22 protein-coding genes are annotated in these 25,693 nt (G+C 71.2%); 7 read left to right on the forward strand and 15 right to left on the reverse strand.

Going from position 1 to position 25,693, the window contains the following annotated elements; genetic code table 11:
• Positions 1–48: 48 nt before the first annotated feature.
• The 3 genes from OG595_RS10585 to OG595_RS10595 all read right to left on the reverse strand — a co-directional run bounded on the left by OG595_RS10585 (position 49) and on the right by OG595_RS10595 (position 5,034).
• Complete coding sequence (locus tag OG595_RS10585; RefSeq protein ID WP_329270397.1) at positions 49–3,843, reverse strand: AAA family ATPase; 3,795 nt, start codon at positions 3,841–3,843, stop codon at positions 49–51.
• Positions 3,844–4,147: 304 nt separating this feature from the next.
• Positions 4,148–4,351: a hypothetical protein gene (locus OG595_RS10590; RefSeq protein ID WP_006375438.1), complete on the reverse strand. Its 204-nt coding sequence runs from the start codon at positions 4,349–4,351 to the stop codon at positions 4,148–4,150.
• 401 nt (positions 4,352–4,752) lie between these two features.
• Positions 4,753–5,034: an acylphosphatase gene (locus tag OG595_RS10595; protein ID WP_329270401.1), complete on the reverse strand. Its 282-nt coding sequence runs from the start codon at positions 5,032–5,034 to the stop codon at positions 4,753–4,755.
• A 142-nt stretch (positions 5,035–5,176) separates the two neighbouring features.
• Here OG595_RS10595 and OG595_RS10600 point away from each other — a divergent pair, with 142 nt between their 5' ends.
• A complete protein-coding gene (locus tag OG595_RS10600) occupies positions 5,177–6,331 on the forward strand; it encodes a CAP domain-containing protein (protein WP_329270404.1) in 1,155 nt (384 codons plus the stop codon).
• A gap of 103 nt (positions 6,332–6,434) precedes the next feature.
• Entirely contained in the window at positions 6,435–6,830 is a 396-nt protein-coding gene (locus OG595_RS10605; RefSeq protein WP_443073003.1) for a winged helix-turn-helix transcriptional regulator, read from the forward strand.
• Between the two features lie 13 nt (positions 6,831–6,843).
• On the opposite strand, the gene mutM is transcribed toward OG595_RS10605, so the two are convergent.
• From mutM to recG, 8 genes are all read right to left on the reverse strand, one after another.
• Positions 6,844–7,704, reverse strand: a complete 861-nt coding sequence (gene mutM, locus OG595_RS10610; RefSeq protein WP_329270408.1) for a bifunctional DNA-formamidopyrimidine glycosylase/DNA-(apurinic or apyrimidinic site) lyase — start codon at positions 7,702–7,704, stop codon at positions 6,844–6,846.
• A 127-nt stretch (positions 7,705–7,831) separates the two neighbouring features.
• On the reverse strand, positions 7,832–8,650 hold the full coding sequence (gene rnc / locus OG595_RS10615) for a ribonuclease III (protein ID WP_443073004.1): 819 nt from the start codon (positions 8,648–8,650) through the stop codon (positions 7,832–7,834).
• 19 nt (positions 8,651–8,669) lie between these two features.
• Positions 8,670–8,843: a 50S ribosomal protein L32 gene (rpmF, locus tag OG595_RS10620; protein WP_007493396.1), complete on the reverse strand. Its 174-nt coding sequence runs from the start codon at positions 8,841–8,843 to the stop codon at positions 8,670–8,672.
• A 2-nt stretch (positions 8,844–8,845) separates the two neighbouring features.
• A complete protein-coding gene (locus OG595_RS10625) occupies positions 8,846–9,496 on the reverse strand; it encodes a YceD family protein (RefSeq protein WP_329270413.1) in 651 nt (216 codons plus the stop codon).
• Positions 9,497–9,625: 129 nt separating this feature from the next.
• Complete coding sequence (locus OG595_RS10630) at positions 9,626–10,702, reverse strand: ATP synthase F0 subunit B (protein ID WP_329270416.1); 1,077 nt, start codon at positions 10,700–10,702, stop codon at positions 9,626–9,628.
• Between the two features lie 125 nt (positions 10,703–10,827).
• Complete coding sequence (coaD, locus tag OG595_RS10635) at positions 10,828–11,307, reverse strand: pantetheine-phosphate adenylyltransferase (RefSeq protein ID WP_329282788.1); 480 nt, start codon at positions 11,305–11,307, stop codon at positions 10,828–10,830.
• A gap of 26 nt (positions 11,308–11,333) precedes the next feature.
• On the reverse strand, positions 11,334–11,918 hold the full coding sequence (gene rsmD, locus OG595_RS10640) for a 16S rRNA (guanine(966)-N(2))-methyltransferase RsmD (RefSeq protein ID WP_329270418.1): 585 nt from the start codon (positions 11,916–11,918) through the stop codon (positions 11,334–11,336).
• 162 nt (positions 11,919–12,080) lie between these two features.
• Positions 12,081–14,309, reverse strand: coding sequence for an ATP-dependent DNA helicase RecG (gene recG / locus OG595_RS10645; RefSeq protein ID WP_329270421.1), 2,229 nt, complete (start codon positions 14,307–14,309; stop codon positions 12,081–12,083).
• A 171-nt stretch (positions 14,310–14,480) separates the two neighbouring features.
• On the opposite strand from recG, the gene OG595_RS10650 reads away from it, so the two are divergent.
• Both OG595_RS10650 and OG595_RS10655 read left to right on the forward strand, forming a co-directional pair.
• Entirely contained in the window at positions 14,481–16,334 is a 1,854-nt protein-coding gene (locus OG595_RS10650) for an HSP90 family protein (RefSeq protein ID WP_329270423.1), read from the forward strand.
• Positions 16,331–19,291 carry a tetratricopeptide repeat protein gene (locus OG595_RS10655; RefSeq protein ID WP_329270424.1) on the forward strand — a complete coding sequence of 987 codons (2,961 nt, stop codon included), beginning with the start codon at positions 16,331–16,333 and terminating at the stop codon, positions 19,289–19,291. Before OG595_RS10650 ends, OG595_RS10655 begins: the two co-directional genes overlap by 4 nt.
• Before the next feature lie 66 nt (positions 19,292–19,357).
• Here OG595_RS10655 and OG595_RS10660 read toward each other — a convergent pair whose 3' ends face one another.
• Positions 19,358–21,076, reverse strand: coding sequence for a DAK2 domain-containing protein (locus tag OG595_RS10660; RefSeq protein WP_329270426.1), 1,719 nt, complete (start codon positions 21,074–21,076; stop codon positions 19,358–19,360).
• A gap of 278 nt (positions 21,077–21,354) precedes the next feature.
• On the opposite strand from OG595_RS10660, the gene rpmB reads away from it, so the two are divergent.
• Positions 21,355–21,540: a 50S ribosomal protein L28 gene (gene rpmB, locus OG595_RS10665; protein ID WP_073491182.1), complete on the forward strand. Its 186-nt coding sequence runs from the start codon at positions 21,355–21,357 to the stop codon at positions 21,538–21,540.
• A 113-nt stretch (positions 21,541–21,653) separates the two neighbouring features.
• Here rpmB and thiD read toward each other — a convergent pair whose 3' ends face one another.
• Together thiD and OG595_RS10675 are read right to left on the reverse strand one after the other, a co-directional pair.
• Positions 21,654–22,445, reverse strand: coding sequence for a bifunctional hydroxymethylpyrimidine kinase/phosphomethylpyrimidine kinase (gene thiD / locus OG595_RS10670; protein WP_329270429.1), 792 nt, complete (start codon positions 22,443–22,445; stop codon positions 21,654–21,656).
• An 11-nt stretch (positions 22,446–22,456) separates the two neighbouring features.
• Positions 22,457–23,422: a thiamine-phosphate kinase gene (locus tag OG595_RS10675; RefSeq protein WP_327697919.1), complete on the reverse strand. Its 966-nt coding sequence runs from the start codon at positions 23,420–23,422 to the stop codon at positions 22,457–22,459.
• 217 nt (positions 23,423–23,639) lie between these two features.
• On the opposite strand from OG595_RS10675, the gene OG595_RS10680 reads away from it, so the two are divergent.
• Both OG595_RS10680 and OG595_RS10685 read left to right on the forward strand, forming a co-directional pair.
• Positions 23,640–23,873 (forward strand): Lrp/AsnC family transcriptional regulator, encoded by a 234-nt coding sequence (locus OG595_RS10680; protein ID WP_164418296.1) that lies wholly within the window; start codon positions 23,640–23,642, stop codon positions 23,871–23,873.
• 20 nt (positions 23,874–23,893) lie between these two features.
• Complete coding sequence (locus OG595_RS10685; RefSeq protein WP_329270437.1) at positions 23,894–24,397, forward strand: DUF3515 domain-containing protein; 504 nt, start codon at positions 23,894–23,896, stop codon at positions 24,395–24,397.
• A 109-nt stretch (positions 24,398–24,506) separates the two neighbouring features.
• Here the strand turns inward: OG595_RS10685 and OG595_RS10690 are convergent, their stop codons facing one another.
• Positions 24,507–25,664 (reverse strand): D-alanine--D-alanine ligase family protein, encoded by a 1,158-nt coding sequence (locus OG595_RS10690; protein WP_329270439.1) that lies wholly within the window; start codon positions 25,662–25,664, stop codon positions 24,507–24,509.
• Between the last annotated feature and the right edge of the window lie 29 nt (positions 25,665–25,693).

Consider the following 25,693-nt stretch of genomic DNA (forward strand, 5'->3'; position numbering starts at 1 on the left):
GCAGAGGAGAAGGAGACAGGGGAGGTAGAGAAGGAGAGGGCGGGCGGGCTAGCGGAGCCGCTGTGAAATCACCTTCGACACACCGTCGCCCTGCATGGAGACGCCGTACAGCGCGTCGGCCACCTCCATCGTCCGCTTCTGGTGCGTGATCACGATGAGCTGCGAGGCTTCCTGGAGCTCCTGCATGATGCGGATGAGCCGCTGGAGGTTGGTGTCGTCGAGGGCCGCCTCGACCTCGTCCATCACGTAGAAGGGACTCGGCCTGGCCTTGAAGATCGACACCAGCAACGCTACGGCGGTGAGCGAGCGCTCGCCACCGGAGAGTAGCGACAGCCGCTTGACCTTCTTGCCCGGCGGCCGGGCCTCCACGTCCACACCCGTGGTGAGCATGTTGTCGGGATCGGTCAGGATCAGCCGTCCCTCGCCACCGGGGAACAGCCGGCTGAACACACCCTCGAACTGCACCGCGGTGTCCCGGTAGGCCTCCGTGAAGACCTGCTCGACCCGCTCGTCGACCTCCTTCACCACTTGAAGCAGATCAATGCGCGTCTTCTTCAGATCCTCAAGCTGCTCACTGAGGAACTTGTGGCGTTCCTCCAGTGCCGCGAACTCCTCCAGCGCCAGCGGATTGACCTTGCCGAGCTGCTGGTAGGCCCGCTCGGTCGCCCTGAGCCGTTTCTCCTGCTCGGCCCGGTGGAACTGCTTGGGCTGGTTGCGCGGGTCCTCCGGGTCCTCGGGCAGTTCCTCGCCCTCGGCGGGGGGCGAGGGCGGCACCAGCTGGTGCGGACCGTACTCGGCCACCAGCCCCTCCGGTTCCACACCGAGTTCCTCCAGCGCCTTGGTCTCCAGCTGCTCGATCCGCAGCCGCTTCTCGGCGCCGAGTACCTCACCGCGGTGCATCGAATCCGTCAACTTGTCGAGTTCGGCCTTGAGATCACGGCCGGCGGCGCGAGCGGCGGTCAGCTCCTGCTCACGCCGGGCCTTGGCGGCCTCGGCCGCGGTGCGTTCCTCGTCGGCGCGGGACAGGGAGACCTCGACGTGCGCGAGGAGCTGCCGCGCCCCGGAGGCGACGGCTTCGGCGACGGCAGCCTCGTGTCTGAGCCGCGCCCGCCGCTGCTCGGCACGCGCACGTGCCTCCCGTTCGGCACGCGCGGCCCGGTCGAGCGAGTCGGCCCGTCCCGCCAGCCCCTTGACCCGCTCCTCGTGCGTACGGACCTGGAGCCGGGCCTCCATCTCGGTCTGCCGCGCGTTGGCGCCGTCGGCGGCGAGCCGGTCCCGTACTCCCGTGTCGGGTTCCTCCTCCACGGGCATCTCCTCGGCGACAGCCAGCCGCTCGGCGAGTTCCTCGGCGTCCTGTACGGCCCTGTCCAGCGCCTCCTGCGCCCGCGCCGCAGCCGCGGTGGACCTCTCGGCCTCTCCGGAGGCTCCCCTGGCCTGCCCGGCGAGCCGCCCGAGCTGCTGGGCGACCGCCGACTTCTCCCGGTCGGCGGCCCGCCGCCGCTCCCCCAGCTCCTCGACGAACGCGGCACACTCCTTGCGCCGCTCCCCGGCGAGCCGCTGCGCCCCGGCCAGCTCCTCGCACCGCACGGCCAGTTCATCGAGCTCCGCGGCGGCCTCGTCGACGGAGGCCTGCACCTCCAGCAGGCTCGGCGCCCCGGCGGACCCGCCGTGCGCGAAGTGGGCGCCCAGCAGGTCCCCTTCAGCGGTCACGGCGGTCAGCTCCGGCCGTGAGTACACCAGTTCCTCGGCGTCCTCGAGCGTCCCGACGACCACGATCCCGCGCAGCAACCGGCGTACGGCGGGCATGAGTTCGGCGGGGCCACGGACGAGGCCGGCGGCGGGAAGCGGTCCGCTCGGCCCGCGTCCCTGGGCTCCCGGACGCACACCGGGCGCGGAGCCCCGGCCGACGGCGGCATCGGCATCGTGCGCCTCGGCGGAGGCAGCGGCCCCGGCCGGCCCGGAGCCGTCGCCCCGGGCCCCGGCCGCACCCGGACCGCCCACAGCCTCGGCGCCTCCCACGTCCGCGGCGCCGGATCGGTCGTACGCGGGCACCACCGACCCCTGCCCGGAGCCAGGACCGCCCGACGACCACAGCCCGCCCTCCTGGTCCTCCGCCTCGTCCGGCGCCCCCGCCAGCAGCAGCGAAGCGCGCCCCGCGTCCTGCTTGCGCAGGAGCCGGATCGCCGCCGCCGCGGAGGCCGGGGTCGTCACCGCGATGGCGTCCGCCGCCGCGCCGAAGGCGGCGGCCACGGCGACCTCGTGGCCCGGGGTGACCGTCAGCAGTTCCGCAGCCGGCCCGAGCAGGCCGGTGAGGCGGTCCTGTGCGGCCAGCAGCGCGCCGGACCCGTCCTTGCGGCGCAGGCCGAGGGCCAGGGCCTCGTGGCGGGCCTGGGTGGCCGCGCGCCGGCGTTCCGCCGCTGTGGCCGCCTCACGGGCCGCCGTGAGGGCAGCTTCCGCGTCGGCGAGGGCGGCCTTCGCCGCGTCGTGCCGCTCCGCCAGGTCCGCGTCTCCCGCGTCGAGGCCGTCGACCTCGGCCTGCAGGGTCTCGTACTCCTCCTGGGCCGCGACCGCCCGTTCCTGGGCCTCGTCGCGGGCGGCGGCGAGGCGGTCGATCTCGGCCTGGGCGCTGGCCGCGCGCGACCGGGCGGCGTTGACCTGGCCGTTCAGCCGGGCCAGGCCCTCACGGCGGTCGGCGATCGCGCGGGCCACGTCCTTCAGGCGCCGCTCCTCGACCGCGAGTTCGCGCTCCAGCCCGGCCCGGTGCTCGACCGTGTTCTCCAGCGCGTGTTCGGCCGCCTCCAGGGCCGCTTCCAGCTCGGCCTCCTGCTCGCGGATGCGCGCGGCCTCGCGCTCCATGTCCTCGGGCTCACGCCCGCGCCGCTCCTCGTCGGGGGCGGAGGTGGCGCTCTTCACGCGCGCGTCGGCCAGCGAGACGGTGCCTCGCACCCGTTCGGCGAGCTGAGAGAGCTCGTACCAGGTCTGCTGCGCGCGCTGGAGGCGCGGTGTGAGCTGCCGTACCTCGTCCTCCAGCAGCGCCTCGCGCTGGATGGCCTTCCTCAGCTCGGCCTCCGTCGCGTCCTTGCGCTCCTTGAGCGCGGCCTCGTCCGCGACCTCCGTCCGGAGGGCTCCCCGCAGCCGTACGAGATCGTCGGCGAGGAGCCGCAGCCGGGCGTCGCGCAGGTCCGCCTGGATGACCGCGGCCCGGCGCGCGACCGCCGCCTGCCGTCCCAGCGGTTTCAGCTGGCGGCGCAGTTCGTCGGTGAGGTCCTGGACACGGGCGAGGTTCGCCTGCATCGCGTCCAGCTTGCGCAGCGCCTTCTCCTTGCGCTTGCGGTGCTTCAGTACGCCCGCCGCCTCCTCGATGAAGGCGCGGCGGCCCATCGGATCGGCGTGCAGTACGGAGTCCAGCTGGCCCTGGCCGACGATGACGTGCATCTCGCGGCCGATGCCGGAGTCGGACAGCAGTTCCTGGATGTCCAGCAGACGGCAGGTGTCGCCGTTGATCTGGTACTCGCTGCCGCCGTTGCGGAACATGATCCGCGTGATGGTGACCTCGGCGTACTCGATGGGCAGCGCGCCGTCGGAGTTGTCGATGGTGAGGGACACCTCGGCGCGGCCGAGCGGCGGGCGCCCGGTGGTACCGGCGAAGATGACGTCCTCCATCTTGCCGCCGCGCAGCGACTTGGCGCCCTGCTCGCCCATGACCCAGCTGAGCGCGTCCACGACGTTGGACTTGCCCGAGCCGTTGGGCCCCACGACGCACGTGATGCCCGGCTCGAACCGGAGTGTGGTCGCCGAGGCGAACGACTTGAACCCTCGGAGGGTCAGGGCCTTGAGGTGCACGCCGCTGGACTCTACCTTCCGCCGTTATGTCACACGATGAACCCCTGGATACCCCCCGGCGGTTTCACCGATGAACGTGCAGGGCACATCAGACGTTAAAGAGAGTGGACACCCTCGGGGAAGCAACCACTCTGGACCATGGGGGAGCAGACGGGCAGCACGGGGAAATAAAGAAGGGACGCCGAAGCGTCCCTTGCAATACTCTGGCCAAACTCCGACAGCTCAGCGGCCGATTGGAGCAGTTCGACCACTGGGTGCCTGGTGGGATGCGCAGTGCTGATGCAATGCGTTGACGATGCAGTGATCAGGTGAGCGCGGGCTCCGCCTGGCGTGCGTCGATGCTCTCGAGAAGCGAATCGTGAGAAGCGGCAGCCGTCAGCTCGTCGTTCTCCGCCTGGATGCGTCCGAGTTCGGATTCCAGGTCCTGTACGCGCTGCTGGAGCCGTCGCATCTCGGCGAGGAGTCGCGGGTCAGAGCCGCCGACGTAACCGAGAAGCGCCTTTGCCATGATGGATGGTCCTCCACACTGAGTGACCGACCGAAGCGGTGTGGGTCGTGAGGGAATCGCACCCGCGTTGCTTGGCACTGTGGTGCTCTTGCTTGAGTTTTTACTGCCGTTCTTACATGCCAAACAGCTAAGGTGCGCGGGGCTTTCAGCGTCTCACCAAAAAGTTTGACGGTCAACACGATCACGCCCTGTATTGGCGGGCGGCACGGGGCGCGCGGCGTCTGACGGGCGGCGCGGCGGCGTCGGCGGGGCCCGAGGGCGCGGCGACAAGCGTTTTCTGCGGAGCCTGCCACGACCTGCGCCTCTTGGCAACCACCAGCGGGTTTCCGCTGTGGACAGGCGCGTGTGGCATGTCGTGGCATGTCTACGGTGTGCCGCCCGGGCCGCTTTACAGAACCGCCTCAGCGGATGGCGAAGCCGTCGTAGATCCGGCGGGGTGTGTCCCAGATCTCGGTGACGCCGTCCACGCGCCCGGGCGTGTCGTCACCGCGCAGCCAGTCGAGCAGTCCTTCGCAGCCCTGACGCGGGCCTTCCGCGACCACTTGCACACGTCCGTCGTCCAAATTGAGAGCAAAACCACTCAGCCCGCCGATCTCCAGCGCCCTGGCCCGCGTGAACCAGCGGAAACCCACGCCCTGGACACGTCCGCGCACCCAGGCGACCAGCCGTACATCCTCGTTCATGGATGCACGCTAACGGGCCAATGTCTCTCTGAACACTTCCTCCTCTTGCGCCATGGGGTACCGTCCCCACCCAACGAATCTCATATGAAACTCACTCGTTCGAGTGAGTAACCCTGACCGCAAGGACGAGGAAGGCCAAAACATGGGACGCCACCGACGCTCCGCCGCCGGAAGCGCCACCACAGGTCGCGCCACGGGGGTCACGGAAACATACGATTCGGACACGGGTGGTTATGGATCCGGCCACGGACCCTACGACTCCCCTGTCCCCCACACCCCTCACACCGCGTACAGCACGCTGTGGGAGGACGCGCCCACCACGGTGGGCATCGCCCCGTATCTGAACCCCGAGGCGAACTCCGACGCCTACGCGCGGAGCGACGCCTACCTCTTCGCCCCGGACGACACGGGCGCCCACTCCGCGCTGAACGTCGGCGGCCACTTCGACGGGCCCGGGAACGGCGGCAGCCGCCGGCGCCGCAAGAAGCGGTCCTCCAGGCCGGTCCGCACGGGCCTGCTGGGCGTCTCCGCCGCGGTCGCGCTGGGCACGGTCGCGGTCGCCACCGGCGTACTGCCCGGCGGTGACAAGTACACGATCGGCGGCAGCAGCAGCGGCGACAAGGTGCAGGCCGCGGACTCCCCGACGAACGCCGAGACCCAGCAGGGCGGTACGTCCGGCAACGCCGACGAGGACCGCGACAGCGGTACGTCGACGAGCCGCGACGCGGACCGTGACACGTCCCCCGCTTCCCCGTCCCCCTCGCAGTCGACCGCGTCGGCCGCCCCGACGACCGAGGCCCCGCCGAAGAAGTCGGCGGTCACGCCCAGCGAGGCGCCGGAGACGGCTCCGGCGCCCACCCCGACGAAGGCGAGTGAGACGTCGAGGCAGCAGACCTCCGCCCCCATCACGGTGTCCGCGCAGGCCGCCGCCGAGGCGGAGGTGCTCCAGCTCGTCAACGAGGAGCGGGCGAAGGTGGGCTGCAGCGCGGTGTCCGCGAACAGCGCGCTGCGGGACCTGGCGGAGGCGTTCAGCGAGGACATGGCCGCCCGGGACTTCTTCGACCACACCGACCCCGACGGCCTCTCCCCCTGGGACCGGGCGGACAAGGCCGGCATCACCAGCCTCGGCGGCGAGAACATCGCCCGGGGCCAGGCCGACGCGGCCGCGGTGATGGAGGCCTGGATGAACAGCCCCGGCCACAAGGCGAACATCCTGAACTGCGACTTCAAGACCCTGGGAGTGGGCGTCCACTTCGGCTCGGGCGGCCCCTGGTGGACGCAGGACTTCGGCTACTGAGCACCGAGCGGCGCGACCGCCCGAGCCCAGCCACCCGAAGATTGCACTAACTATTGGTTAGCGCAATCTTCAAGTCAGCGCTGCGCTGCCGTACGCTGGGGTCATGATGAACGCCACGGAGGAGCAGCCCCTCCCCTACGACGTGTTCGCCAAGGCCTGTCCGTCGCGCGGCACGCTGGAGCACGTCACGGGCCGCTGGGGCGCGCTCACACTCGGCGCCCTTCAGGAGGGCTCGCTGCGCTTCAACGAGCTGCGCCGTCGCGTCGACGGCGTGAGCGAGAAGATGCTCTCCCAGACCCTCCAGGCCCTGGAGCGCGACGGCCTGGTCCACCGCGAGGCACAGCCGACGAACCCGCCCCGCGTGGACTACGAGCTGACGGCGCTGGGCCACGAGGTCGCCGAACGCCTGCTGGCGCTCATCCACTTCGTGGAGGGCCGCATGGACTCCGTACTGGCGGCACGCCAGAGGTACGACGAGACACGCGCCCCTCGCCGCTGACACCCGTGCCCGTCTACGCCGAAACGCGCGGCGCCCGCTGGCACTTCGGGCAGAAGTAGCTGGACCGGTTCATCCAGGCGCGGCGGAACATCGGCGTCGCACAGCGCCTGCAGGGCAGGCCCTCGCGTCCGTACGCGTCGAGCGAGCGGTCGAAGTAGCCCGATTCGCCGTTGACGTTGACGTACAGACTGTCGAAACTCGTGCCGCCCACGGCCAGCGCGGCGTTCATCACGTCCCGTACATGGCCCAGGAGTTCGGCCGTGCGCGGGCGGGTGAAGCCCGCGGTCGGCCGTTCGTAGTGGACGCGGGAGCGCCAAAGGGCCTCGTCCGCGTAGATGTTGCCGACGCCGCTGATCAACGACTGGTCGAGCAGGGCCCGTTTGATGGTCGTACGCTTCCGCCGCAGCGCCTGATGGAAGGCCTCGTCGTCGAACAGCGGGTCGAGGGGGTCGCGCGCGATGTGGGCGATGACGTCGGGCAGGCCGTCGGGGGTGCTGTCATGCAACGACAGCCCACCGAAGGTGCGTTGGTCGACGAAGCGGAGTTCGGTACCGAGGTCGTCCGCGAACCGGACGCGAATACGCAGGTGCTTCTCGTCGGCGGCCTCGTGCGGCTGCACCAGAAGCTGCCCACTCATCCCGAGATGCGCCAGCACCGACTGCCCGGTGTCCTCCAGCGGCAGCCACAGGTACTTCCCGCGCCGGCTGGGCGTACCGATGCGATGCCCCTTGAGGCGATGCGTGAAGTCATCGGCACCGGCGACATGCCGCCGCACGGCCCGAGGATGCAGCACCTCGGCGTCGGCAACGGTGCGTTGAGCAACCCACCGGGCCAACCCCCGCCGCACGACCTCGACTTCAGGCAACTCCGGCACAGAAACCCCCTGTTGTTAGGGGCGCGGGGAACTGCGCGACAAGCCACAACGAACCCGCGGCCAAGGAACAACCGAAAAACACCAGTGCCGTCCCGTCAGGGACAGGCACTGGTGCACGCACACAAACTCAGGCAGACGTGGAGGAAGACGCCTCAACGTCATCCTCAACAGGCACCGCGGCCGCCGCCTCAGCGGCAGCGACCTTCGCACGTTCATCCGCATCAGCACGGATGGAACGCCAGGCCGACTCCGCGGCCTGCTGTTCCGCCTCCTTCTTGCTGCGGCCGGTGCCGGTGCCGTACGAGACGCCTCCGACGCGGGCGGCAGCAGTGAAGGTCTTCTCGTGGTCCGGACCGGTCTCCGTGACCAGGTACTCGGGCACGCCGAGTCCTTCGGTCGCGGTGAGCTCCTGGAGACTGGTCTTCCAGTCCAGGCCGGCACCGAGGTTCGAGGATTTCTCGATCAGCGGGTCGAAGAGACGGTGGACGAGTTCGCCCGCCGCGTCGAGACCCTGGTCGAGATAGACAGCGCCGATCACCGCTTCAAGGGTGTCGGCGAGGATGGACGCCTTGTCCCGCCCGCCCGTGCCCTCTTCACCGCGGCCGAGCCGGATGAAGGAGCCGAGTTCGAGCCCTCGGCCCACCTCCGCGAGTGCACGAGAATTGACCACCGCGGCCCGCAGCTTGGCCAACTGGCCTTCTGGGAGGTCGGGGTGGGTGCGATACAGCGTGTCCGTGACCACCAGACCGAGCACGGAGTCCCCGAGGAACTCCAGCCGCTCGTTGGTCGGCAGACCGCCGTTCTCGTACGCGTACGAACGATGGGTCAGCGCACGCACCAGAAGGGCGGACTCCAGCTGGTAGCCGAGCCGCCCTTCCAGAAGCGTGTGGGACGAGGCCGTGTCCGCCTTTTTCTTGGCGGTCGAGTCCGCCTGGGCGTCAGACATGGAGCCTCTCACCGGCCGCTCAGACCTCGAGGACCTGGCGCTTGTTGTAAGTGCCGCAAGACGGGCACGCGATGTGCTGCAGCTTGGGCTCGTGGCAGCGCTCGCACGCAACCAGGGTGGGGACCGCAGCCTTCCACTGCGACCGGCGGTGGCGCGTGTTGCTGCGCGACATCTTCCGCTTCGGAACAGCCACGGCTACTTCTCCTGCTTCTCGTCGACGCCCGCTTCCGCTTCGGCGTCGCTGATCTCGTCCTTCTCGCCGGGTTCGAGTGAACCTGCGAGTCCCTGCAGCGCCGCCCAACGGATGTCGACGGCGTCATGGTGGTGTTCCGGGTCGTCCGCCAGCCGCGCTCCGCACTCGGAGCACAGGCCGGGACAGTCGTCCTGGCACACCGGCTGCATCGGCAGTGCGAGCACCACCGCATCACGCAGCACGGATTCGAGGTCGAACAAGCCGTCCTCGATGAAGAGCACGTCCTCGTCGTCCTCGGCGTCGTCGGCCGGCTCCGCTTTCACACGGCCCCGGTCGTCGGCGTCAGGGTACGAGAACATCTCCTGGAAGTCCGCCGTGAGCTCCTGCTCAAGCGGCTCCAGACACCTTACGCACTCCCCCTTGGCCCGTGCACGGGCGGTGCCTGTGACAAGCACACCTTCCATGACCGACTCCAGGCGGAGTTTGAGCACCATCGGCGTACCTTCCGGCACTCCGATGACTCCCTGGATCCCGAGATCCTTGGGAGCGTCGATCTCACGGGTCAGGCGCTGCAGCGCGCCAGGACGCCGACCCAGTTCGTGCGTGTCGAACACGAGTGGGTTGCGGTGGTCGAGGCGGGCGTTCAGAGCCATTCCTGCTTTCGATCTTCGATGCTCAGCTGCTCGTCCTCCGGGCAGCGGTGATCGCCGAGTTACACGCGACCGAAGAGCCAGGATACTGGACCTTCCGCCCACGGCCCAATCCGGTCCCCGCGCGGGCGTTCACTGCCCGCCGCGGCCCTGTTCGTAGGCGCGCAGCTGCTCGGCGCTGATCATGCCGGTGTCGAAGAGACTGGTCTCGTCGAGGGCGTGCGGCTGCTGCTGTTGGTGCTGCTCCGGCTGGACGTAGCCCTGCTGGACCTGGGAGGGGTCGTAGGCGGCCTGCGAGCCGTCGTACGCCTGGTAGGCGTACGGGTCGGCGGACGCCTGGTAGCCGTACTGGTCCTGCTGCTGGGCGTACGCCTGCTGGTAGCCGCCGTAGGGGTCGGCGGGCTGCTGGTAGCCGTACTGGTCCTGCTGGCCGTACTGCTGCTGGGCCGGGATCTCCGCCGTCCGGGGCTGCTCCCCGAGGGAGTCCGGGGAGTCGGCGAGGTCGGCCAGGTAGTCGGCGTCGCTGGTGTGCTGCCTGGGGGTGCCGTCGTCGTCCTGGCCGAGGGCGCCGAGGTCGTCGCTGGCGATGCGGCCGTGCAGGGTCTGCCGGCCTCGGCCGACCGCCTCAAGGGTCTTGGCGAGGACGGCCTCGAAGGCGCCGAGCTTCACGTCGACGTATTTGTCGGCGTTGACGCGCAGGGTCTCGGGGTCGTGGCTGCGCTCGGGGGCGTCCTCGTCCTCGTACCCCTGGTCGTCGAGGCCGGGGCCCGTGCCGAGCAGCTTCTCGCGGCCGCGGCCGACCGAGCCGAGGGTCTTGGTGAGGACGACCTCGAAGTTGGCGAGCTTGGAGTCGACGTAGTCGTCGGCCTCGGCGCGGACGTCCTCGGCCTCCTTGCGGGCATCGGCGAGGATGCGGTCGGCCTCGTTCTGGGAGCGGCGGGCGACCTCCGTGTCGGAGATCAGGGAGCCGCGCTCCTCGTGGGCGGTCCGGATGATCCGGTCGGCCTCCTGGCGCGCCTGCTCGACGAGTTGTTCCCGGTCGCCGATCAGCTCCTGCGCCTGTGCGAGAGAGCCGGGCAGAGCCGCGCGCACCTCTTCCAGCATCGTGAGCAGGTCGGCGCGGTTGACCACGCACGAGGCCGACATGGGCATCGACCGGGCACTGGAGACCGCGGAGACGATCTCGTCGAGCTTCTTCTGCACGTCCACCGTGTGCTCGCCACTCTCTACAGCTGTGATGAAGACGGACGGGTCGACTGTACGACTCCTGCCGGCCCGCCCGACACCGAGTGACGGTTTGCCGGCCCCTCGCCGGTTCTTCGCCAGACCGTCCGTCAGGTCTTCTTGAGGCGTCCGTCCAGGGCTTCCAGGACGAGCGGCGGCACGAGGTGGGAGACGTCCCCGCCCCAGGCGGCGACCTCCTTGACGAGCGAGGAGGAGAGAAAACTGTAGGTGGGGTTGGTCGGCACGAAGAGGGTCTCGACGCCGGACAGCCCGTTGTTCATCTGGGCCATCTGGAGTTCGTAGTCGAAGTCGCTGACGGCACGCAGGCCCTTGACGATGGCCGGAATGTCGCGCTGCTTGCAGAAGTCGACGAGGAGGCCGTGGAAGGACTCGACCCGGACGTTTCCGAACTCGGCGGTGACCTGGCGGATCAGGTCGATCCGTTCGTCGACCTCGAAGAGGCCCTTCTTGGATTTGTTGATCATGACCGCGACGTAGACCTCGTCGTACAGACGGGAGGCGCGGGAAATGATGTCGAGGTGTCCGTTGGTGATCGGGTCGAACGACCCGGGACAGACGGCGCGGCGCACTAGTGATCCCTCGCTCTCCGGTCCGGTCATCGTGCGTCTTCGCACGTAGAGGCGGCGCGACCGTACCAAAACGTTCCCTCGCCGTAACGACGGGACCGGAGCGCTTCGAAGCCGTCCGGCCAAGGGAACGCGCCGCCTCTGGTGCTGCGCTCCACGGTGACGAGGGCTTCGGCCGCGAGCCAGCCCCCGGCCCGGAGTGTGAGCAGAATCTCGCGAAGATCGTCGTCCGGGACGGCGTACGGCGGGTCGAGGAAGACGATGTCGTACGGCTGTGTGGACGGGGTCTGAACAACCTGTTCCGCCTTGCCCGCCCGGACCTCGGCACCGGGCAGCCCGAGCGCCTTCACGTTCTCGCGGACGACGCGGGCGGCACGGGCATCGGCCTCCACGAGCAGGCTGTGCCCGGCACCGCGGCTGAGCGCCTCCAGGCCGACGGCGCCCGACCCGGCGTACAGGTCGAGGACGCGCTCACCCTCCAGGGGGCCGCCGAGGAGGGCCTGCCAGGTGGAGAAGAGGCCCTCGCGGGCGCGGTCGGAGGTGGGGCGTGTGCCGGTGCCCGGGGGGACGGCCAGGCGTCGTCCGCCGGCTGTGCCGGCGATCACGCGGGTCATGTGGGGGTCCTTGTCCGAGGGATGAGGGATGGGCTGGGTTCAGTTTCGCAGGAGGGGGTGGGGGGTGCGCTGTCGTGTTGGCGACTGCGGGCCGGTGGGGGCTGGTCGCGCAGTTCCCCGCGTCCCTTCAGGGCGCGCTGCCCCTGGGCGGGGACACATGGCTCACCCCTTGTCCAGGTACTGCTCCCGCTCCTCGTCCAGCAGGGCGTCCAACGCTGTGCGCAGGCCCGGGAGGTTCTCCAGGTCCGGGTCTGCGGCGACCACTGCCGTCGCCTCCTCCCTCGCCTCCGCGATGATCTCCTCGTCGTCGATGACGGCGAGCATCCGCAGGGAGGTGCGGGCGCCGGACTGGGCCTGGCCCAGGACGTCGCCCTCGCGGCGTTGTTCGAGGTCGATGCGGGACAGCTCGAAGCCGTCGAGGGTGCCGGCGACGGAGTTGAGGCGCTGGCGGGCGGGGCTCGCCTCGGGCATCTCGCTGACCAGGAGGCAGAGACCGGCGGCCGAGCCGCGGCCGACGCGGCCCCGGAGCTGGTGGAGCTGGGAGACACCGAAGCGGTCGGCGTCCATGATCACCATCACTGTCGCGTTGGGCACGTTGACGCCGACCTCGATGACCGTCGTGGCCACCAGGACGTCCGTCTCCCCGGCGGCGAAGCGGCGCATCACGGCGTCCTTGTCGTCGGGGTGCATCCTGCCGTGCAGGATCTCGACCCGCAGCCCCTGGAGAGGGCCCCGGGTGAGCTGGTCGGCCACCTCCACGACGGCGAGCGGCGCGCGCTTCTCGGCCTCGTCCTCGGGGGACTTCTTCTTGCCGGCCTTCCTGGGGTCGTCCTCCTCGTCGCCGATACGGGGGCAGACGACGTACGCCTGATGGCCGTTGCCCACCTCTTCGCGCACGCGCTCCCACGCGCGCGCCAGGAAATGGGGTTTGTCGGCGGCCGGGACGACATGGCTGGCGATCGGCGAGCGTCCGGCCGGGAGCTGGTCCAGGACCGACGTCTCCAGGTCGCCGAAGACGGTCATGGCGACCGTGCGCGGAATCGGCGTGGCCGTCATCACGAGGAGGTGCGGGGGCTGTTTGCCCTTGCCGCGCAGGGCGTCGCGCTGTTCGACGCCGAAGCGGTGCTGTTCGTCGACGACGACCAGCCCCAGGTCGTGGAACTGGACCTTGTCCTCGATCAGCGCGTGCGTGCCGATCACGAGCCCCGCCTCACCGGTGACGAGGTCGAGCAGCGCCTGACGGCGGGCCGCGGTGCCCATGGAGCCGGTCAGGAGGACCACCTTGGTGGCCCTGTCGGCGCCGCCGAGCATTCCGCCCTCCGCCAACTCCCCCATCATCTCGGTGATCGACCGGTGGTGCTGCTGGGCGAGCACCTCGGTGGGCGCGAGCATCGCGGCCTGGCCGCCCGCGTCCACGACGGCGAGCATGGCGCGCAGGGCCACCATCGTCTTCCCCGAACCGACCTCCCCTTGCAGCAGCCGGTGCATCGGGTGTTCCGCCGCCAGGTCGTCGAAGATCTCCTTGGAGACCTTCTGCTGGCCCTCCGTGAGGGTGAAGGGGAGTTTCGCGTCGAAGGCGGTGAGAAGGCCGTCCGGGGACGGTCGGCGCGGGACCGCCGGGAGTTGGGCGTCCGCGTGGCGGCGGCGGGCCAGTGCGACCTGGAGGACGAAGGCCTCGTCCCACTTGAGGCGGGTGCGCGCGTCCTCGATGTCCGCCTTGGTGTGCGGGCGGTGGATCTTCAGCAGGGCCTCGGGGAGAGTGGCCAGGCCCCTGCCCTCCCGGAGGGAGGGGGGCAGCGGGTCGACGGCATCCTGGGCGCTGGGCAGCACCAGCTGCACCGACTTGGCGATCTTCCAGGACTCCAGCTTCGCGGTGGCCGGGTAGAGCGGGATCAGGGCGCCCGCCCAGGAGTCGACAGCCTCCGTCGCCTCGTCGGTGTCGCCGCGCAGCAACTCGTACGCCGGATGGGCCAGTTGGAGGCGGCGGTTGAAGACCGAGGCCTTGCCGGCGAACAGTGCTCGGGTGCCGGGGAGGAGTTCCTTGTGGGGTTTGTGGACTCCGTGGCCGAAGAAGACCAGTTGGAGCCGGCCGCTGCCGTCCGTGATGGTGACTTCCAGGCGCTGCCCCTTGCCCCGGGGGGCCTTCGAGGACGCGAAGGTGTGCAGGCGTGCGTCGGCCACCTGCGCGACCACCGTCACGTGCTCGTCCATGGGGAGGTCGGCCAGGTGGGTGAGCTGGCCCCGCTCCTCGTACCTGCGCGGATAGTGGTGCAGGAGGTCGCCGACGGTGTGCAGGCCGAGGTGCTCGGCCATCACCTTCGCGGTGGCGGGGCCGAGCACTGACTTCAGTGGTTGTTTCAGTGGTTCTTCCAGTGCGGGCACGAGATCCATTGCACACCACGCCACTGACATTGCCGTATATGTACTGGGAATCCGCTGGTCAGACGGCTCGTTCGGGGCCTAGGATGGCGCGCCCGGCCATCCCCCGCGGTCACCGCCTCACCGGGACCGCCCTACCCCGCGCCGTCGCCAGAACCTGGTCCCCCCTCCGGCGCTGCGACGATGGACTCCCAGACCTCACAGTCATCCCAGGCATCCCAGTCACCGCATACGTTCCAGGTCGACCTGCGCGGCCTCGTGGACCTGCTCTCCCATCACCTCTACTCCAGCCCCAAGGTCTATCTGCGCGAGCTGCTGCAGAACGCCGTGGACGCGATCACCGCCCGGCGCGCCGGGCAGCCCGACGCCCCGGCGCGGGTGCGGCTGTACGCCGAGGGCGGCACCCTGCGGGTCGAGGACTCCGGGGTCGGCCTCACCGAGGCGGACGTGCACAGCCTTCTCGCGACCATCGGCCGCAGTTCCAAGCGGGCGGATCCCGGCGGCATCCAGGAGGCGCGTTCGGAGTTCCTCGGCCAGTTCGGCATCGGGCTGCTGGCCTGTTTCGTCGTGGCCGAGCGGATCAGGGTCGTCAGCCGCAGCGCCCGTACGCCGGACGCGCCACCCGTGGAGTGGACGGCGGCGGACGACGGTTCGTACACCGTGCGGACGCTCCCCGACGAGGCCCGGCCCGAACCGGGCACCACCGTGCACCTGGTGGCGCGGCCCGGCGCCGGCGAGTGGCTCACCGAGGAGCGTGTGCTGGCGCTGGCGCGGGACTTCGGCTCGCTGCTGCCGTACGACGTACGGGTGGGCGACGAGGCCGTCACCGATCTCCCGGCGCCCTGGAACCGCCCCTACCCGTCGCCCGCCACACGAAGGGTGGCCCTTCAGCGGCACTGTCACGACCTGTTCGGGTTCACTCCGCTGGACTCGATCGACCTGGACGTGCCGCTCGCCGGTATTCGCGGGGTGGCGTACGTCCTGCCCTCGTCCGTCAGCCCGGCGCAGCGCGCGAGTCACCGGGTGCACCTGAAGGGCATGCTGCTCACCGAGCGGGCCGAACAGCTGCTGCCCGACTGGGCGTTCTTCGTGCGGTGCGTGCTCGACACCGACAGCCTGCGGCCGACGGCCTCGCGCGAGTCGCTGTATGAGGACGAGACGCTGGCCGCCGTACGGGAGGCCCTGGGCGAAAGGATTCGCTCCTGGCTCACCGGCCTCGCCGCCGGGGATCCGGAGCGGCTGGCCGCGTTCCTGTCGGTGCACCACCTGGGCGTCAAGTCGCTGGCCAGGCACGACAAGGAGATGCTGCGCACGATGCTGCCGTGGCTCCCCTTCGAGACGACCGACGGGCAGGTGTCCCTGGAGGAGTTCGCGCAGCGGCATCCGGTGGTGCACTTCACCCGCACCGTCGAGGAGTACCGGCAGGTCGCGCCGATCGCGTCCGCGCAGGGTGTCGGTGTCATCAACGGCGGCTACACGTACGACAGCGAGCTGATCGAGGCGCTGCCGTCGGTGCGCCCGGGGAGTGTGGTCGCCGAGCTGGACGCCGACACCGTGACCGCGCACCTGGACGCGGTCGACCCGGCCGAGGAGCTGGCCCTGGCGGCCTTCCTGGGGGCCGCGCGCGCCAAACTCGACCCCCTGGGGTGCGATGTCGTCCTGCGCGCCTTCCACCCGCTGTCCGTGCCCGCGCTGCACCTGGACGACCGGGCCGCCCGGCACGAGCAGGCACGCGCGGAGGCCGAGGAGCGGGCCGACGACCTGTGGGCGGGCATCCTCGGCTCGCTGCGCGGCAGCGCCCCGCGCGCGCGGCTGGTGCTCAACCACCTCAACCCGCTGATCCGGCGGATCAGTTCGCTGGAGGACCGGGAACTGATCGGCACCGCCACGGAGTCCCTGTACGGACAGGCCCTGCTCATGGCGCAGCGCCCGCTGCGGCCCGCGGACTCCGCGCTGCTGAACCGTGCGTTCATCGGCCTCCTGGAGTGGGCCACCCACAGCGATCCCACGGAGCCCACGGAGGACGGCCGGCGATGAGCGAGATCAAGGACTTCGACGCCCTCCGCGAGGCAATGGCGCTGAACTCGGAGCAGCCGGAGGGTCCGGCCCGCAACGCGCGCGCGGAGCAGCTGCTGGCCGAGGCCGAGAAGCTGAACATCCCGCTCGCCGTGATCGAGGCGCTCGGGCACCAGTTGAAGGCCTACAACTACAGCTCCGAGAAGGACAAGATGTTCGTCCCCTTCGCGCGTCTGCTGCGCATGTGGGACGAGCGGCCGGAGGACTTCGACGAGTACGAGGTCCACACGCTGCACTGGGTCTTCAAGTGGATGACCACGGGCATGCTGGACCAGCCGCACATCCCGCTGGCCTCCATCGAGAAGTGGCTCGGCGAGATGGAGCACCGCTACCGGCTCGCCGGGCACTCCGAGCGGGCGGTGCGCGGCGCCGAGTTCAGTGTGGCCGCGCATGTCGGCGACCTGGCGCGGGCCGAACGGGCGTACGCCGCGTGGCTGGCCGCCGACCGCGACAGCATGGCCGACTGCCACGCCTGCGAACTGCACAGCCAGGGCTGGTGGCAGGCCGAGCGGGGCGCGGACGCCGAGGCGATCGATCTGTGGCGGCCGGTCCTGGAGGGCGAGTTCACCTGCGCCCACGAACCGCACACCGTCCTGGCGTCCTCCCTGGGCCCCCTGCTGCGCCTGGGCCGGCTGGACGAGGCCCGCGCCCATCACCTGCGGGGCTTCCGGCTGGTGCGGCCCATGGAGAGCATGCGGGGCGCGTACGCGGACCACGTCGAGTTCTGCGCGCTGACCGGCAACGAGGCACGCGGCCTGGAACTCCTCGCGGAGCGCCCCGCGTACTTCACCGACTCCGGGCAGCCGCGCAGCCAACTGGACTTCCTGGCCGCCGTGACCCTGCTCATGGACCGGTTGACCGCCGTGGGGCTGGGCGCCCAGTCGGTGCCAGGCCCGGCCGAGCGCGCCTGGACCGCCCGCGAACTCGCCGTCCACGCGCGCGAGGAGGCCCTTTCCCTGGCGGCGCGTTTCGACCTGCGCAACGGCACCTCCTACGTCGGCGACGACATCCGCGCGCGCATGGACCAGGCTCCGCTGGTGGACCGGCTGCCGCTGGGCGTGCGGGCGGCGAGGGGGATCCCGGCACCCCGCAGGGCGCCCGCGGGGTCCATGGTGGCCGCGACGTCCATGGACCACGCGGAGAAGCCGGCCGACGCCCCGGGCGACCTGCCCGCGCTGCTCGCCGAAGCGCGCCGGATGTCGGACGGGCTGCTTCCGCACGCCATGGAGGCGTGGGCGGCCGTGTGGCGGGCCGCCGAGGACGTGGACCTACCGGCGGCCGACCGGGCGGAGATCGTCGATCACAGGGCGATGGAGGGCGGTCCTGAGGGCATCGCGCTCTTCGAGCGGGCCGCCGAGCTGTACGCCGAGGCGGGCGACCCCGGCGAGGCGCTGGCCGCCCGCGCCCGCGCCGCGTACGCACGCGCGCTGGAGGGCGACATCGACGAGGCCCTGGCGGCCGTCTCCGAACCGTACGAGGAGGTCCTCGCCCTCTACTCCGACGAGCGCACCGGCGTACGGCAGGCCGCGGCCGTCCTGATGGGACGCGCCCGCATCCTCATGCGGCAGGTCGAGGAGGACGGCACCGACCAGGTCCTGGCCGCCGCCGAGAACGCCGTACGGGAGCTCCTGGCGCTCGTCGACGGGCACGCCGGGGACGATGTACGGCTCGCCTCACGCGGCGCGGAGGCCCAGGCCATGCTCGGGGAGCTGGCGACGCGCACCGGGGACCTGGAGGGCGCCGCGGAGCTGTTCGGGTGGGCCACGGAGGCGTTCGTCGCGGCGGGGCTGCCGTGGTTCGCGGTGGAGTACGAGGCCCGGCTGGCCGGACTCGCCCACCACCTCGGGGACATCGCCGGGGCCGAGCGGGCGCTGCGGGGGGCCCTGGAGCACGGCGGGGCGTACCTGGAGGCGGCGGGCCAGGCCCAGCTGAACCTGCAGCTCGCCGAGATCCTCGGGTCGCGCGACGAGGTCGCCGAGGCCGCGGACCGCGCTCTGGAGGCCGCGCACTGGGCCGACGAGGCGGGCGAGGGCCCGACCCTGGGCGCCTGGGCCCGGCATCTGCTCGGCGGTTTCCTGCTGCGGCAGGGCCGGTGGGCGGAGGCGGCCGAGGTGCTGGAGTCGGCGCTGCCCGACCTCGGGACCGAGACGCACGGCGACGGCGCGGTCGTCCAGACGCTGTGGTGGCTCGGTGACTGTCTGGGCGAGCTGGGCGAGCACCGTGAGTCCGCCGAACGCCGGCTGCGGGCCGCGGAGATCGCCCGGCACTGGCCCGAGCAGCAGGACCACGCGACCCTCGCGCATCTGGCCGCCGAGTCCCTCGGCCTGGCAGGGCTGCCCGACGAGGCCGACCAGGCCTATGAACGCGCCGGCGACCTGTGGCGCTCGCTCGGCAACGTGCACGGCCTGGTGCGTGCCCTGCGCGCCCGCGCGTGGCTCGCGCTGCGCATGGAGGCGGGTCTCGACGGGGCCCGGCAGCGGATGTCGGAAGCGATCCGGGAGTGCGCGCGGGCCCAGTCCGAGGCGGAGGAGCTGGAGTCCCGTGAGCAGCTCGGCGCCGAACTCGCGCACACCCACCGCCAGTTCGGCGACATGCTGGCGCGTTCCGCCGCCGAGGACGCCGAGGACGGCGCGATCGAGGCCGCGTTCGAGGCGGCGCTGGCCCAGATGACGAAGGCGATCGCCGTGTTCTCCTCCCTCGGCGAGGAGGGCCTGCACGGCCGCACCGGCGCCGAACTGGCCGCCGGCTGGCTGGAGGCGGACCTGAGCCGCCCGTCGGAGGCCGCGGCACGCGCGCGCGGGGTGCTGGCCGCGTACGAGAACGTCGAGCCCTACGAGGAGGAGGCAGAAACGGTTCGGTCCCGACGGGCCGAGGCGGAACAGATGCTCCAGCTGATGGAGGAGCAGGAGTCCGACTGATCCGGCCCGTCCGGAGGTCCCCTCCGGGGAGACCGAGGACAAGGCCCGTTCAGGGGGCGGACTCCCTCACTCCACCCCGATGAGCAGCAACGCCCCCTGCCGTCCACCCCGGTACACCACGGTGTCGACGGCGAGGTATCCCTCCCGCACCCGCGCTTCGAGGTGCGCGGCGATGTCCTCGGGCGCCTCGTCGCCGAGGACGAGGGTGACCATCTCACCACCCGCCTGGAGCATGCGGTCGATGACGGCCTCCGCCGTGGCCCTGACGTCCGAGCCGATCACGGCGACGTCGCCGTCGATGAGACCGAGGACGTCACCGGTCTGGCAGATGCCGGCCATCGTCCAGGACTGCCGTTCCGCGACGGCGAGTTCGGCGTAACGGGTCGCACCGGCCGCGGAGGTCATCGCGACGACGTCCTCGTCGAACCGGCGTTCCGGTTCGTGCACGGCGAGCGCGGCGATGCCCTGGACCGCCGAGCGGGTCGGGATCAGGGCCACGCGGATGCCCTCCGTGCGGGCCTGTTCGGCAGCCGCGGCGGCGGTGTGGCGCAGGTCGGCGTCGTTGGGCAGCAGGACGACCTCGCGCGCGTGGGCCCGCCGCACCGCCTCGACGAGCTCCCCGCTCGCCGGTGGCTCCCCGGGCCGCGCGAGCACGGTGGTGGCGCCGGCCTCGCCGTACAGCCCGGCCAGCCCCACCCCGGGCACGACGGCCACGACGGCCCGCTGCACCCGCTCCCGGGGCGGCCGTCCGGCGCCACCGGTGTGGACGTCACCGACCCCGAAGTGCGTGATCCGGATCCGGTAGGGCCGCCCTGCCTCGACGCCGGCCTCCACGGCGGCGCCCGCGTCGTCGACGTGGACGTGCACGTTCCACAGCCCGTCGCCCCCGACCACCACGAGCGAGTCCCCGAGCCGGTCGAGCCGCTCGCGGAGCCGGTCGACGGCCGCGTCCCCGGCCTCCAGGAGGTAGATGACCTCGAAGGCGGGCCCGGAGACGTCGTCCGCGCACTCGTCGGGCCCGTCGGGTGCCGACGCCCGGGCCGTCTCGGACCGAACCGGCACACGCACGCGTGCCGCCCCCGTCGCGCCGCCTCCCGGCGCCTCCCCCGTGAACGTCTCCACCAGCGCGCCGAGCACCGCGACCAGTCCCCGCCCGCCGGCGTCGACGACACCCGCCCGCCCCAGGACGGCCAGCTGGTCCGGGGTGGCGGCCAACGCGGCCGAGGCACCCTCATAGGCGGCTCTGGCCACCGTCCCGCAGTCGCCCGCCGCCTGCGTGGCGGCGTCGGCGGCGGCCGAGGCGACCGTGAGGACCGTGCCCTCGACCGGGTGGGCCACCGCCTGCCGGGCGGCGTCGGCCGCGTGCCGCAGGGCCAGGCACAGGCCTGGGCCGTCGATGCGGGCGCTGCCGCCGTCCGCGTCGACGGCCAGCACCTGGGCCATGCCGCGCAGCAGCTGCGCCAGGATCGTGCCGGAGTTTCCGCGCGCCCCTATGAGGGCGCCGTGGGCCATCGCCCGGGTCGCGTCGGCCAGCGTGGGAACCGCGGGAGCCCCGGAGGCACCACCCGGCCCGGCCCCCGCCTCGTGTCCGGCGAAGGCGGCCTCGACCGCCGCGCACGCCGATTCCAGCGTCAGATAGAGGTTGGTGCCGGTGTCCCCGTCGGCGACGGGATAGACATTGATCGCGTCGATCTCCTCGCGCGCCCGCCCGAGCGCGGCCAGCGCGAGTCCGCACCAGGTGCGGACCGCGAGAGCATCGAAGAATGTCTGCGGCACCTGCGGCACCTGCGCCTCCTTGGGCTGCTGGACGTGGCACGCAGCGTAGACCCCGGGTGAATGCCGGGTGGCCCGGGGCCGGGAGTGAGGCCCTGATCAGCCATGGTAGTTTCGTTGTACTGGCGCAGTCGTTGTATGCTGCTCCGGTTGCCCGATCGAGAAGGCCGTCATCAGATGGTCATCGCACATCGGGCCTTCTCCCTGGTACTGCCACTCAGATCCTCCGATCCTGATCCCGGCGTGCCGGGATCAACCCGTAAGAGCATCTGAAGTCTTTGGAGTGACCCGTGGCTGCCAACTGCGACGTCTGCGGCAAGGGGCCGGGCTTCGGCAACAGCATCTCCCACTCGCACCGCCGTACACCCCGTCGCTGGAACCCGAACATCCAGCGCGTACGTACCGTGGTCGGTGGGACGCCGAAGCGCGTGAACGCTTGCACCTCGTGCATCAAGGCCGGCAAGGTCTCGCGCTGACGATCAGCTAGCGCGCGGCCACTGTTGGTTCGCTGCTCAGAGCCGGTCCACCTCGGTGGACCGGCTTTTTGCCGTACCCGTGGTCCACGCAGCTCATGGATCACTGGGGTCGGCTACGTCCGGAAGCGCCACCCGTGGTCCACCGGCCCGATCCCGCCCCCCAGCGCGAACCCGGCCGCGATCGCCCCGGTGACGTACTCCTTCGCCGCCGCCACCGCCTCCGGCACCGGCTCGCCCTTCGCGAGCCCCGCCGCGACGGCCGACGCCAGCGTGCAGCCCGTGCCGTGCGTGTGCCGGTTGTCGTGGCGCGGGGCGCGCAGCCAGTACTCCTCGGACCCGTCCGTGAGGAGGTCCACGGCCTCGCCCGGCAGATGCCCGCCCTTGATCAGCGCCCACTGCGGCCCGTACGCCAGCACGGCCGCCGCGGCCTCGCGCAACTGCCCCTCCGCCTCGACCCGTACACCCGTGAGCTGGGCCACCTCGTCGAGGTTCGGGGTCGCCACGGTCGCCACCGGCAGTAGTTTCGTGCGTACGGAATCCAGCGCCGACGCCGCCAGCAGCGGGTCCCCGTGCTTGGAGACGCCCACCGGGTCGACGACCACCGGCACGTCCGTCGCCGTGATCAACTCGGCGACCGCCTCGACGAGTTCGGCCGAGGCGAGCATGCCGGTCTTGACCGCCTGCACGCCGATGTCGTCGACGACACTGCGGTACTGCGCCCGCACCGCCTCCACCGGCAGCTCCCAGGCGCCCTGTACGCCGAGGGAGTTCTGCGCGGTGACCGCCGTGAGCACGCTCATGCCGTGCACCCCGAGCGCCAGCATCGTCTTCAGGTCTGCCTGGATCCCGGCGCCGCCCCCGGAGTCGGAGCCCGCGACCGTGAGCACGCGCGGAGGCGCGGTCACGAGAGGCACGGTCACGACTCGATGTCCGCGAAGTGGTCCCAGCCGCCCTTGCTGGTCCACGGCGCCCCGTCGACCGTCACCTGGGGCAGCGCCGACGGGTTGAGGACCTCGCCGATCACCTTCCAGCGGGCGGGCAGCTTCACGTCCGGCGGGAAGGTCGCCACGATCGCGTGGTCCTCGCCCCCGGTGAGCACCCACTGCATGGGGTCGACGCCGACGGCCTGCCCGATGTCGTTCATCTGGGTGGGGATGTCGATCGCGCCCGAACGGATGTCGATACGAACCTTGCTGGCCTCCGCGATGTGCCCGAGGTCGGCGATCAGCCCGTCGCTCACGTCGCACATCGCGGTCGCGCCGAGGCCGGCCGCCGCCGGGCCCGCGTGGTACGGCGGTTCGGGACGGCGGTGGGCCTCGACGAAGGCGCGCGGCGAGCGGAAGCCGCGCGAGAGCACCGCGTGCCCGGCCGCCGACCAGCCCAGCCAGCCCGTCACGGCGACGACGTCACCGGGCCGGGCACCGCCCCGGATGACCGGCTCGTGGTTGCGCAGATCGCCGAGCGCGGTGATGGAGACCATGATCGTGTCCCCTCGTACGACATCACCGCCCACCACGGCGGCGCCCGCGACCTGGGCCTCGTCCCGCAGGCCGTCCATCAGTTCGACGGGCCAGGTGACCGGGAGTTCGGCGGGGACGACCAGGCCGAGGAGCAGCGCGGTCGGTACGGCACCCATGGCGGCGATGTCCGCGAGGTTCTGGGCGGCTGCCTTGCGGCCCACGTCGTACGCGGTGGACCAGTCGCGGCGGAAGTGCCGCCCCTCCAGGAGGATGTCGGTGCTCGCCACGACCCTGCGGTCGGGCGCGGCGACCACGGCGGCGTCGTCGCCGGGGCCGACCCGGACCGCCGGGGTGGTGGTGAGCCGGGAGGTGAGCTCCCTGATGAGCCCGAACTCCCCCAGCTCGCCCACAGTGCCCTTCATAGTCGTACGTCCCCTTCTGGTGCTGTCCCCGTTGCTGTCCCTGCCCGGTCGCGAGGCCCCGTGGACCTCTGTACGGTCGAGGTGACCGTCAACCTGTACCGCGTGCGCACCCCGGTGCGGGTTCCCGGCCGCCGCAGGTCTCCCCGTGGCGCGTGGCGACGCGATACCGTGGCGTTCCTTTTCCCCACATGATCCTCGTGGCCGCCCTGGAGGTTCCGTGGTACAGGCGTACATCCTGATCCAGACCGAGGTCGGTAAGGCGTCGACCGTCGCCGAGACGATCAGCAAGATCCCGGGGGTGACCCAGGCCGAGGACGTGACAGGACCGTACGACGTGATTGTGCGCGCCCAGGCCGACACCGTGGACGATCTCGGCCGCCTGGTGGTCGCCAAGGTCCAGCAAGTGGACGGCATCACCCGTACCCTGACCTGCCCGGTGGTGCACTTGTAGCCCCCGTCTACCCTGTGCCGGTGAACCTCTTCCGTCACCGGCCGCTCGCTCTGCCCGCGCTCGCACTGTTGATCGTGGTCACAGGCTGCTCCTCAGCAGACGACAACGCCGCGGTCACGGTTCCCGAGCCGGACGGGAAGGCCACGAAGCTGTGCCGGAACCTGGAAGAGGCGCTTCCGGCGAAGGTGGACGGCCTGAGCCGGGACGATCCCGAGCCCCGGTCCGCACTGACCGCGGGCTGGGGCAGCAGCCCGGCGATCATACTGCGCTGCGGTGTCGTACGGCCGCCCAGGATGACCGACCCCAAGGTCGCCACCGGCGCGGATCCGGATGCGGTGGGGGGTGAGGTGAACGGGGTCGGCTGGCTCATGGAGAAGCGGGACGACGGGTCGTCCCGGTTCACCACATCCTCGCGGCTCGCCTATGTCGAGGTGACTGTCCCGTCGGGTCGGGACACCTCGGGGGCGTTGGTCGATCTGGCTGCCGCCATCAAGAAGACGGTTCCTGTGGGCATTGCCGACTAGGCGCCTTAGTGGGGCTGTTGCGTTGTCGGGTGCGCGTCTGTCGTGGCTGGTCGCGCACCCGCGGCGGAGCCGCATATCGAATACAGTCCCGCGCCCCCTTGGGGGCGTCTCACCTCAGGCCTGTTGAGCGGCGCAGGGCCGCCTGTACCAACCTGTCCACCAGCTCGGGATAGCCGACGCCCGTCTCCTGCCACATCCTCGGGTACATGGAGATCGGGGTGAAGCCGGGCATCGTGTTGATCTCGTTGATGACGAACTCGCCGTCCTCGGTGAGGAAGAAGTCCGCGCGGACGAGGCCCTCGCAGGACGCCGCGTCGAAGGCCTCGACCGCGAGACGGCGCACTTCCGCCGTCTGTTCGTCGGTGAGCGGGGCGGGGACGATACCGTCGGCCGAGTCGATGTACTTGGCCTCGAAGTCGTAGAAGGCGTGCGCCTGTACGGGCGGGATCTCGGCGGGTACGGAGGCACGGGGGCCGTCCTCGAACTCCAGCACCCCGCACTCGATCTCGCGCCCGCGCAGCGCGGCCTCCACGATGATCTTCGGGTCGTGGCGCTGGGCCTCGGCGATCGCCTCGTCGAGGCCGCTCAGGTCGTCGACCTTGGTGATGCCGAACGACGATCCCGCGCGCGCGGGCTTCACGAACAGCGGCCAGCCGTGCTCACCGGCGAAGTCGATGATCTTCTTGCGGGCGGCCGACTCGTCGCGCTCCCACTCGCGCGGCCGGATCACCATGTACGGGCCCACCTTGAGGCCGAACGAGGTGAACACCCGCTTCATGTACTCCTTGTCCTGGCCGACGGCCGAGGCGAGCACACCCGCGCCGACGTACGGGACTCCGGAGAGCTCCAGCAGACCCTGGAGAGTGCCGTCCTCGCCGTACGGGCCGTGCAGGACGGGGAAGACGACGTCCACCTCGCCGAGGGCCTTGGGCACCGATCCCGGTTCGCTGTAGACGACTTCGCGGTTCGCGGGGTCGACGGAGAGCACCACGCCGCCCTCGCTCGACTCGGCGAGCTGGTCGACGTTCGGCGCCGTGCGGTCGACGATCGCCATGCGCTCCGGTTCGTCCGCGGTGAGCGCCCAGCGGCCGTCCTGGGTGATGCCGATCGGCAGGACGTCGTACTTCGTCCGGTCGATGGCACGCAGCACGGCGCCGGCGGTGACCACGGAGATCCCGTGTTCGGAACTGCGACCGCCGAAGACGACGGCCACACGCGGCTTGCGGGACGGCTGCCCGGGGCTCTGGGGGAGGTTCTCGGTGCTCATATCGCGTTGAGGGTACCCGGTGGTAGGGG

This window comes from Streptomyces sp. NBC_01451 (assembly GCF_036227485.1).
In the GTDB taxonomy this organism is placed as follows: Bacteria; Actinomycetota; Actinomycetes; order Streptomycetales; family Streptomycetaceae; genus Streptomyces.

Coding starts and splice junctions, on each gene's coding strand:
- OG595_RS10590 (WP_006375438.1), bottom strand. CDS start 4,351: ATGGCAAAGGCGCTTCTCGGTTACGTCGGCGGCTCTGACCCGCGACTC.
- OG595_RS10600 (WP_329270404.1), top strand. CDS start 5,177: ATGGGACGCCACCGACGCTCCGCCGCCGGAAGCGCCACCACAGGTCGC.
- recG (WP_329270421.1), bottom strand. CDS start 14,309: ATGGATCTCGTGCCCGCACTGGAAGAACCACTGAAACAACCACTGAAG.
- OG595_RS10605 (WP_443073003.1), top strand. CDS start 6,435: ATGATGAACGCCACGGAGGAGCAGCCCCTCCCCTACGACGTGTTCGCC.
- rsmD (WP_329270418.1), bottom strand. CDS start 11,918: ATGACCCGCGTGATCGCCGGCACAGCCGGCGGACGACGCCTGGCCGTC.
- OG595_RS10595 (WP_329270401.1), bottom strand. CDS start 5,034: ATGAACGAGGATGTACGGCTGGTCGCCTGGGTGCGCGGACGTGTCCAG.
- OG595_RS10675 (WP_327697919.1), bottom strand. CDS start 23,422: ATGAAGGGCACTGTGGGCGAGCTGGGGGAGTTCGGGCTCATCAGGGAG.
- OG595_RS10690 (WP_329270439.1), bottom strand. CDS start 25,664: ATGAGCACCGAGAACCTCCCCCAGAGCCCCGGGCAGCCGTCCCGCAAG.
- OG595_RS10655 (WP_329270424.1), top strand. CDS start 16,331: ATGAGCGAGATCAAGGACTTCGACGCCCTCCGCGAGGCAATGGCGCTG.
- rnc (WP_443073004.1), bottom strand. CDS start 8,650: ATGTCTGACGCCCAGGCGGACTCGACCGCCAAGAAAAAGGCGGACACG.
- OG595_RS10650 (WP_329270423.1), top strand. CDS start 14,481: ATGGACTCCCAGACCTCACAGTCATCCCAGGCATCCCAGTCACCGCAT.
- OG595_RS10625 (WP_329270413.1), bottom strand. CDS start 9,496: ATGGCTCTGAACGCCCGCCTCGACCACCGCAACCCACTCGTGTTCGAC.